The sequence below is a fragment of the Streptomyces phytophilus genome (genome assembly GCF_013870535.1).
GTDB classification, from domain to species: Bacteria; Actinomycetota; Actinomycetes; order Streptomycetales; family Streptomycetaceae; genus Streptomyces; species Streptomyces phytophilus.
In genome coordinates, this window is the sequence record NZ_JACBXC010001065.1 from 1 (window position 1) to 2,133 (window position 2,133).

General features: G+C 74.7%; 2 protein-coding genes. One reads left to right on the forward strand and one right to left on the reverse strand.

All coding sequences use genetic code 11. The features are described 5' to 3' along the window. The first annotated feature begins 190 nt into the window (after window positions 1–190). A complete protein-coding gene (locus H5J30_RS29060) occupies window positions 191–1,177 on the forward strand; it encodes an aldo/keto reductase (RefSeq protein WP_181790251.1) in 987 nt (328 codons plus the stop codon). Between the two features lie 79 nt (window positions 1,178–1,256). Here the strand turns inward: H5J30_RS29060 and H5J30_RS29065 are convergent. Further along, window positions 1,257–2,133: Zn-binding domain-containing protein (locus tag H5J30_RS29065; protein WP_181790252.1), on the reverse strand; the 877-nt coding region annotated here is incomplete at its 5' end.

The following is a 2,133-nucleotide window of genomic DNA, read 5'->3' on the forward strand; positions in this document are numbered from 1 at the left end:
CCGGGTGGCCGCGGCGCAGGGCGCCCGGCTGCTGCGGTGCGCCGTGTCCGGGGAGGTTGCGGACGTCGTGGCGTCGGCCCGTACCGGCCGCTTCACCGCCGAGGTCCGCTCCCGCGCCGGCCCGGGGTTGCGGTAGAGCGCGCTCCAGCCTTCAGACTCCGGCCTTGGCAGACACACGAAAGGACTCCGCATGAAGTACCGCACGATCGGTGCCGACCCGCAGAACCGGCGCGAGGTCAGCGTGCTCAGCCTCGGGGCCATGCTGTTCGGCTCCCTGACCGACGAGGAGACGTCGTTCGCGATCCTCGACCGCTACGTCGAGGCCGGCGGCACGTTCGTCGACACCTCCGACAACTACGCGTTCTGGGCGGACGGCTCGCAGGGCGGCCAGAGCGAGAGCCTGCTCGGGCGGTGGCGGCGCAGCCGGGGGATCGGGCGCGAGGTGGTCATCGCGACCAAGCTCGGTGCCCGGCCGCTCGCGCCCGGCACCTCGTACGTCGACAACGCCGAGGGCCTGTCGGCGAAGGTGATCCGGCAGTCCGCGCAGGAGAGCCGGCAGCGGCTCGGGGTGGAGAAGCTGGACATCCTGTACGCGCACATCGACGACATGGCCGTGCCGCAGGAGGAGACCGTCGAGGCGTTCGGCGCGCTCGTGGCGGAGGGCTCCGTCGGGCTGCTGGGCGTCAGCAACCAGTGGGTCTGGCGGGTGGAGCGGGCCCGTGTCCACGCGGCGGCGTCCGGCCTCGCCGGCTACGAGCTGCTGCAGTACCACCACACCTACCTGCGCCGCCGCACCGACCGGCCCAGCGAGCTCGACCCGGACGGGTCCCCGGGCGGCGTGGACGGGGCGATGCTCAGCTACCTGCGGCACAACCCGGGGCTCGCGCTCGTCGCGTACTCGCCGCTGCTCGCCGGCGGCTACGTCCGCGCGGACAAGCCGCTCGGGCACGAGCTGGACCACCCGGGGACCCCGGAGCGGCTCAAGGCGCTGCGGGCGGTGGCGAAGGAGGCCGGGGCGACGGTCAACCAGGTGGTGCTGTCCTGGCTGATAGGCGGGGAGGTGCCGGTGATACCGCTGGTCGGGGCCTCGTCCGTGGCGCAGTTGGACGAGAGCCTGGCCGCGGTCGACCTGGAGCTGACCGAGGACCAGCGGACCCGCCTGGATGCCGCCGGTTGATCTCCGGCGGGCGGGGCGGCGGGGGCCGGGTGCCCCGGTGCGCGGGTACGGGACGGCGGCCTCCGGTGGGGGCTGCCGGTCAGCCGTCGTCCGTTGCCGCCGCCGTGGGCTCCGGCGCCGCGTCCGGCTCGGCCCCCGCCTCCGGCTCCGCGTCCGGCTCCGCCTCCGCCAGCAGCGTCGTCAGCAGGCGCAGCGCCGCCGCCTTGTCCAGCGGGTCGTTGCCGTTGCCGCACTTCGGGGACTGGACGCAGGACGGGCAGCCGGTGTCGCACTCGCAGGCGGCGATCGCCGAGCGGGTCGCACCGAGCCAGTCGCGGGCGACGCCGAAGGCGCGTTCGGCGAAGCCCGCGCCGCCGGGGTGGCCGTCGTAGACGAAGACCGTCGGCAGCAGCGTGTCGCCGTGCAGGGGCACGGAGACGCCGCCGATGTCCCAGCGGTCGCACGTGGCGAACAGCGGCAGCATGCCGATGGCGGCGTGCTCCGCCGCGTGCAGGGCGCCGCCCAACTGGTCCTGGGCGATGTCCGCCGCGTCCAGTTGGCCGCCGGTGACGGTCCACCAGACGGCGCGGGTGCGCAGCGTCCGCGGCGGCAGGTCGAGCTTCGTCTCGCCCATGATCTCGCCGGTGATCAGCCGGCGGCGCAGGAAGGAGACCACGTGGTTGGTGACTTCGACCGACCCGAAGCACAGCCGGGCGCCGCCCCACGGGATCTCGCGCTCGGTCTCCAGCACGGAGACGGAGGTGGTGTCGCGGGCGACGGTGGTGTACGGGGGGTCGGCGCGCTCCACGAGTGCCACGTTGTCGTCCAGGTCCAGGGTGCGGACCACGTAGGTGCGGCCCTGGTGGAGGTGGACGGCGCCCTCGTGGACGGTGGTGTGGGAGGCCGCGGCGTCGACGGTGCCGAGCAGGCGGCCGGTGCCGTCCTCGACGACGTCGACGGGGCGGCCGCCACCGCCG

Coding starts and splice junctions, on each gene's coding strand:
- H5J30_RS29060 (WP_181790251.1), top strand. CDS start 191: ATGAAGTACCGCACGATCGGTGCCGACCCGCAGAACCGGCGCGAGGTC.